Annotated in this window: 6 protein-coding genes and 1 pseudogene; 2 read left to right on the forward strand and 5 right to left on the reverse strand. The window is 54.0% G+C overall.

Annotated features, from left to right (window positions below; all coding sequences use genetic code 11):
* Positions 1-152: 152 nt before the first annotated feature.
* The 4 genes and pseudogenes from WBJ47_RS01285 to WBJ47_RS01300 form a co-directional block, all read right to left on the reverse strand.
* Positions 153-371 (reverse strand): annotated as a pseudogene (locus tag WBJ47_RS01285) (YciI family protein); the annotation flags it as partial.
* A gap of 183 nt (positions 372-554) precedes the next feature.
* A complete protein-coding gene (locus WBJ47_RS01290; protein ID WP_422243238.1) occupies positions 555-1,655 on the reverse strand; it encodes an NAD/NADP octopine/nopaline dehydrogenase family protein in 1,101 nt (366 codons plus the stop codon).
* A gap of 146 nt (positions 1,656-1,801) precedes the next feature.
* A complete protein-coding gene (locus tag WBJ47_RS01295; protein ID WP_422243239.1) occupies positions 1,802-2,836 on the reverse strand; it encodes a Bug family tripartite tricarboxylate transporter substrate binding protein in 1,035 nt (344 codons plus the stop codon).
* 22 nt (positions 2,837-2,858) lie between these two features.
* Positions 2,859-3,722 (reverse strand): LysR family transcriptional regulator, encoded by an 864-nt coding sequence (locus WBJ47_RS01300; RefSeq protein WP_422243240.1) that lies wholly within the window; start codon positions 3,720-3,722, stop codon positions 2,859-2,861.
* Between WBJ47_RS01300 and WBJ47_RS01305 the strand changes: the two genes are divergently transcribed.
* Positions 3,714-3,968, forward strand: coding sequence for a hypothetical protein (locus tag WBJ47_RS01305; RefSeq protein WP_422243241.1), 255 nt, complete (start codon positions 3,714-3,716; stop codon positions 3,966-3,968). The genes WBJ47_RS01300 and WBJ47_RS01305 overlap by 9 nt on opposite strands.
* Positions 3,969-4,797: 829 nt before the next feature.
* Positions 4,798-6,417, forward strand: coding sequence for a DUF4113 domain-containing protein (locus WBJ47_RS01310; RefSeq protein ID WP_422243242.1), 1,620 nt, complete (start codon positions 4,798-4,800; stop codon positions 6,415-6,417).
* 11 nt (positions 6,418-6,428) lie between these two features.
* Here the strand turns inward: WBJ47_RS01310 and WBJ47_RS01315 are convergent.
* The coding region (locus WBJ47_RS01315) for a hypothetical protein (RefSeq protein WP_422243243.1) at positions 6,429-7,189 on the reverse strand (761 nt) is incomplete at its 5' end.

Here is a 7,189-nt window from a genome sequence, read left to right on the forward strand (position 1 = left end):
ACGTTTAGTACGAGCGTCTAGTTACGGGACGGTTAATGAACGTTGTTTTAAACGACAACTATCAACGCACACATGGTTCATGGCTTATAGGTTAGAAATGTCCTTTCAAAAGGACAAAACCTCGCGGGTCTTGTTATCGAACCCTGAAATAATCAGAGTGTGACAGCCAAGTCATCAAACGCTTTACCCCAAGTACGTATCTTGTAACTTCGACGATCAAGCGAATAATACGGATCTGACTCAATCAGCTCAACCACTCGCTCTCTACTGGGCACATCAAGCACCCACAATCCTCCAACATATGCTTGACCTGGCTCTTCTCGACAGCCACCTGCCAACAGGATCTCATCGCTATGTTTTCGCAAATACGCAAGGTGGTCGCGTGCCGTTAGTCCTCAACAGCCTCAGCCTGCCAACTCGGAGAGTAGTTGGGACCCCACGCAGGGGGTCCGGGCAATCTTCCTCTACAGGCGCCTAACGCCATCCTCGATCTTCGAAAGCTCTAACATATCTCTCCCGAGGTCACGCAGACTCGCTGCAGTCTGTTAAGAGGGTCAACGTGTCACACCGTTGAGAAATGCCGCCTTGATGGACGCCGGGTCGCTTCCCTCCAGGCCCAGCACGAGTGCTGTGCGACCCGTGGCTTCGAAGTCGTTGTCGCAGAGGATCCCGCTGATCCTGATGAAGGCATCCGTCAGCGGAAGCGGGAGTCCAATTTGCCTGGCCAGCGAACTCCAGGTAACCAGGCCAAAGGGGATGTCTTCCGTGAAGTAGCGGTGGGTCAACGAGTCGGGTTCGGGGAACGCTTGGCGTCCGTAACCCTGGACGATCCGCTCTACATAGGTGCCGTCGGTGACGCCGTAGGCGGTTGCGAGGAACTCCCAGAAACTTTGTGTCTTCACGCCAAGAGCTTGCGCGAGGGATAGGCGTTCTTCATCCAGCGCGTTGATGACTGCCGCAATCCTGGGTGTGACGAGCGTGTGCAGAGGGAGCTTGTCCGAGTCCTCCACCGTCTTGATGTTCAATACCGACGGGGGAACGTGGTAGATCGCGTTGCAGTTTCCAAGGCCTACCGAAAGCGTGTCGGTGCCGGCCACGTAGCGATTGCCGAAGTACTGGCTGAGTCGGTTGAGTGCCTTGTCGCAGGCCATGTGCGGTATGGTTGCCAGTTGCACCGCTTGCTTGATGGCTCCGATGTAGACCTTGGCAGGACCGCGCAGGCGGCAGGTATAGAGGCTGGTTGCCGTTTCCGCGATCAGGCAGGGAGGACGCTGAGCCGACGCAAAATGCATCGCGAGTTCAAGCGAACTTCCCAGCACACTGGGCTGGAAAACCACCAGTTGCTCTGGCTCCAGGAATGCAGCAAGCTGCTGCGACAGGTATGCATGGGCGAACGCTGGTGCTGCGACGATGACGGTGTCTGCGCCCTTGACCGCCCTCTCGATATCAGTGGTCAGCAGAGGTTTCGCCGCACGGCCTTCCACATCGCCTGATAGTTCGATGCCACCGGTCGAGTTGATCGCTTCGAAATCGCGCTCCCACCGTGAGTACAGTCGGACATCGTGGCCGAGCAGAGTCATGTGGCCAGCGATGGCTTGGCCAACGTTTCCAGCGCCTACAATTGCAATTTTTCCCATGAGGTATGTTTCTTTCATTTAAGGTTATTAATGCACCGTTCGTATGAAGGGTGCGTGAATGAATTCGTCCTACACCGCTTTCGTATGCAACATAGATCCGAATCCGTGTTGTCGTCCCGATTGCCGGTTGAAAACCGGATACGTTCTGTACGCGCTCGGGGGAATTAGTCAGCCGTGATCCGGCCCTTGCGGATGACTTCACCCCACTTCGCGTAGTCCGACTTGATCATCGCCGCGAACTGCTCGGGCGTTTTGACGTCGGTTTCGGAGCCCATGGCCTCGAACTGCTTCTTGAAGTTGGGTTCCGACAGGATCTCATTGATGGTCGTGTTTAGCCTCTTCACGATCGCGGGAGGCATGCCCTTCGGACCGACGATCCCCGCCCACGTCACCATCTCGAGGTAAGGCGCTCCCGCCTGAGCGACGGTCGGTACGTCGGGCAACCGCGGCGAGCGCGTTGAACTTGTGATGGCCAACGCGCGGATACGGCCCGCCTTGACGAGTGGCTCCATCGAAGTGAAATTGCTGATCATCAGCTGGATATGGCCCGCGGCAAGATCACCTTCGGCTGCCGGCGCGCTCTTGTACGGCGCATGGACCATCTCGATGCCTGCGTTCATGCTCAGCATTTCAGTCAGGACGTGCAGAGAGGTCCCTTGGCCAGTCGAGCCGAAGGTAATTATGTTCGGGTTCGCCTTCGCATATGCGATGAGTTCACCGAGCGTCCTCACCGGTAGGCTCGGCGTGACGCCAACGAGATTCGGCTGAGTAAACAGCGAGGAAATCGGCGTGAAGTCGCTCTCAATGCGATACGGCAGCTGCTTTGCAGTGAGCGTACCCACGATGAACGTGGCGAGGTTGTTACTGCCGATGGTGTAGCCATCAGGCACTGCCTTTGCAACCACGTCCATACCAATCGCTCCGGACGCACCGGGCTTGTTTTCAATGACGAACGGCTGCCCCAGCCGCTTGTGGAGCTCGGTGGCCAGTGCACGTGCGTGGTTGTCCGCTGCGCCGCCTGGCGCCGCAGGGACGATCAAGCGGACGGGTTTTTCGGGATACTCCGCACGGGCAGCCTGCAGGGGGGCGAGGACGCCGATCATGAGCGCTGCAACAAAGATGGGAATTCGGTATTTCAAGGCGACCTCTACGGTTGATTGATGGTGCACTTGATCGTAGTGCAGATCGGTGCCTGGCATCCATGCCGCCTGAAGCATCAACCTATTCGCGCGTGGTATGTGTTCGAGCCGCGTCGGTGGCCGATTTGAGCAGCTGGATCAGTTCCCGCGCGGGCGCACCCAGCCGCGTGTCACTCATCGCTGTCGCGTATACGGTGTAGGTGCATGCAGGCCGAAGCGGCAAGGTGATGCCTCCACGCTGGCGGTGCTTGATACCGGTAAACGGGTCCACGACCGATACGCCCATTCCACGCAGGACCAACTCACTGACGGTCTGGAAGAGCGACGCTTCGACCATTGCTTCGACCGTCACGCCGTTGACCGACAGCAGCGCATCCAATTGCCGTTGGAACGTCCCGGTCAACGCCACGAATGGCTTCCCTGCGAACTCATGAACATTGACTTGCTTCGCGGAGGCAGTAAGCCACTTGCTTGTGCCGATGCAGACACAATCGGAGGTGAACTCCGCGACGGTCTCGAGGTTGCCGATGGACAGCTTGTCCGCCGTGAGACCAATGTCCGCCTGCCTGTTCCGGACGTTGCGCGCCACCTCGAGGTACGAAGACACCGTGAGGCTTACGACGACATCCGGGAACTTGGCGCGCAGGTGCTCGATGATCTCCGGCATCACCGAGTGTCCGATCGAAGGGATGGTACAGATCGAGAGCCTTCCAGTCATTTGCTTTTGCAGTTGCGCCGAGAAGTTAGTGATTTCCTCGAGGCCGACGAACGATTGCTGGACCTTCGCCATAAGAACAATGGCTTCGTCGGTAGGCTTGACACTTCGCCCGCTTTTCTGGAAGAGCGGAAAGCCGACGACCCTTTGCAAGTCAGCAATCAGTCGGCTCATAGAAGGTTGGGGAATTCCCAACGCATCGGCGCCCGCGCTGATGCCGCCATGCAGCATCCCGGCTCTGAACGCCTCTATCATGCGGTGGGTGACATGTCGCTTTGCCATAGCTTTGCAGTGGATGCCGAGAGATTACGCCATTGCCAGCACTGCCATCAAGAGCCACGTGTGCATGGCCGCTTCTGGCCCATAACTGACCACCATATTACTGAACCGAGTGACGGCAATCAGCCTGTTCCTGTCGGCCACCATGTGGCGGTCACTGATGCAGTGACTGCGGTAGTTCGGAATTTTGTAGCGTAGCATCAATCGTAGAATTGCAAAAAGTTTCTGATATTTAGCCTGGCTGATCTTGTCGATAAGGCATCGGATTTGACAGGCTTTATCTTACCACCGTGCGGTCAGATTTCTGCGAGCAATCGTCTGCGTTCAGACGCCACGTTTGGCTCGACAAATGTCGGCTATGGGTCGGAAGCACCCCATCACCCAGGCCACAAGCAGTCATTCCACGTAGCTATTTCAAGTTGTCTTTTCAGTTGTGACTGCTGTGGGCTTTAGACCGGTCACTGGATGCAATGCATAGCGAACGACCGGTAATGGCAGACGCAAAATATCAGTCTCAGCCTAGGGATGTCCGCTATCAGCCTTTTGCCGACTTTGCGGACGTGCTTTCGGCCTAACACGTCAACTGCATAGGCTCTCTTCCACTCCTACTTATTGACGTTTTGCCGCGTAAATACGTGGGCCGACTCCGGTGCGCTGAACAACACGCCCCGGGCCACCAAGAGTACCTGAATGCCCCGTTTTATACGGGGCATTTTCTTTTGGGGATGGGCTTTCATACCGAGCACATGGTTTACAGATCAAAAATGTCCTTTTGAAAGGACAAAACCTAAAATAGCTAATCCAGAGTGACTCAACGGTAGCACACAATGCACACAGCTTTGCACAAATTGCGGCTATCACACTGGAAGAACTAAGACGACAAATAGATGCGGCTCGAGGTAAAACTGCGGCTGATAGCTATGTCAGTTGTATTGAACGTTACTTCCTGCCCTACTTCGGCGACAGGCAATTCGAACAACTCACCCATCAAGATATTGTCGAGTTCGAATTGTGGCGTGACAGGCAAATGGCGAAAAAGCCTCGTGCATCAACACTGATGAATTTCGCTAGTGCTTGGAATCGACTACGTGAAACTGGTGTTAGGCATGGCTGGATCAGTCCCAATGCAAAGATACCCAAACTAACGACCATTGGCATTAAAAGTGTCGCCAGACCAGCGTTTAGCAGAGCGGAGATTGATCAAATACTGGCAGCAATGCCTGCGTGGACTGGTCAGGGCAGATTAGCAATTGAAAAGATCACACGCCCACTCCTACGTGACTATGTGGAAATGTTGCTGTACACAGGCATGCGACATGGCACAGAAGCACTGGCGATCCGATGGCAGCACATCAGCTGGCATATGGACAAAGGCGTTAGATATTTGCGCATATGGGTCGATGGCAAAACTGGGGGGCGCTGGCTGATTGCCAAACATGCTGCCGTTGCGGTATTGGAACGATTGCACGCAAGACAGAGTGACATTGCTGGGATCTCGTTTGAGCAGTTATTGACCAGCAATTGCTCACAGCTGGTATTTCGCACAAGCGATCTACACCAACCAGCCAGACTAGATGGTGCGTTTAAGCGGCTGTTGAAAGATGTGGGATTGCTGCGGGATACAAATGGTCAAGTACGTACGTTGTACTCGCTACGACACACCTACGCCACTTTGGAACTACTTGAGAATGGCACTGACATACACACTCTGGCTAGGCAGATGGTGATTTCGATGGGACAGCAAATGCGAGAACGAATCAAGCAATGGACCGGACTGCCTGTTTGCGTGGGCGTAGGTCCAACAAAGACACTTGCTAAGTTCGCTAATCATTTGGCCAAGAAAAATGCTCAATTCGATGGGGTCTGCGATCTACATTCAATTCCCAGACCAGAAAGGATCGTCTGGATGAGCGGCATTGATGTCAGCGAAGTCTGGGGCGTTGGCTCCAGAATCTCTAAACGGCTCGAAGCAATGGGTATTTATACCGTACTTGATCTACGTAACGCCTCGCCCAAAGAAATCCGAACGCACTTTGGTGTCGTTCTAGAGCGCACCTGTAACGAGCTGCGTGGTATTTCATGTCTTGAGCTTGAGGACATTGCTGCACCTAAAAAACAAATCATGTCGTCCCGAAGTTTCGGCACACCCGTTCAAAGCATTTATGAATTGCGCGAGTCTATTGCTAGTCACTTGGCCAGTGGGGCAGAGAAGCTGCGCAAGCAACATTCTGTCTGTGCTGCCGTTTATGTCTTTATCCAAACCAATCGGTTCAATAACGACAAACAGTACAGCGCAGGGATCACTGTGCCACTGAGCGATGCAACCGATGACACATCAACAATGACCAGGGCTGCTTTGGTTGGGCTAGATGCCATATATCGATCTGGCTACAAATACAAAAAGGCAGGAGCAATGCTGACGCTCATCTCAGACAAACAAACCCGCCAGATGACTATCTTCGATGACCAGGTATCGACTCAACGATCAGCTCAGCTAATGAGTGCGGTAGATTCGATCAATCGTGATTACGGACAAGGCACAATACGTTCAGCCGTGAGTGGCGTTGCCCAGCGTTGGGCGATGCGATCTGAAAACCGATCGCCCCGCTACACGACTAGTTGGGATGAGTTGCCGTTTGTTCATTGAGGAACATTTGATTAAAGACAAGCACATGGCATTGCATAAAGACCTTCACGTCTTTGCGTGACGACTAATTCTCTATAGGACATCAAAGGAAGATCTGCCCCAGGCTTATCTTTGTCTTTGGCTTTCACCTTGAACACATCAATAGGCTTCTCGCTCTTAAGCCCAGCCTTAGCCATAATTCTCTCGGCGCGCATAGGCTCGCCTTTGAATGACCAAAGCGCTGAGAACACAGCGGCCTGGGCTTCGGTCAAATTGACATGACCATGCCCAGGCAGCACTACTGATCTAAAGTCGACTGCAAAGGGACCATATCTCACATCTGCTGTCTCATGTGGCAGCACGGCAGAACGCTTATCCGAAGACTCAATAAAGGAAATAGCTCCACCATAAAAAGCGAACCGATCCTCAAGCACCAGCCACTCAATATCCTGTGCAAATGGATGAGTCGTCTGCCCCATGGGCCTGGGAGTAATCACCCGCAAATTTCCATCTCGAACACGCAAACCCTCAAGCAACCCGGGGTTGCGAAGCAAGTCATTTAGATTGCGCACCAAGATGACTGGAGTGCTACGAGAATCTCCCAGACGCCAGATACCCTGCCCTACCTGATCGATGCCATCGCGGCTGTTGATTTCAAGAGCCATACGCAACTTTTGACGCAGCCACTCTTCATTCAACACAAGTGCATCGACATCTTGCGATCCAAGTGGGATTGAGCCGCACTCGGGACAGCGGCAAATCTTGCCACCGCACCCATCGCCAAAAACCTCCC

This window comes from Zwartia sp. (assembly GCF_049655405.1).
Taxonomy (GTDB): Bacteria; Pseudomonadota; Gammaproteobacteria; order Burkholderiales; family Burkholderiaceae_B; genus Zwartia.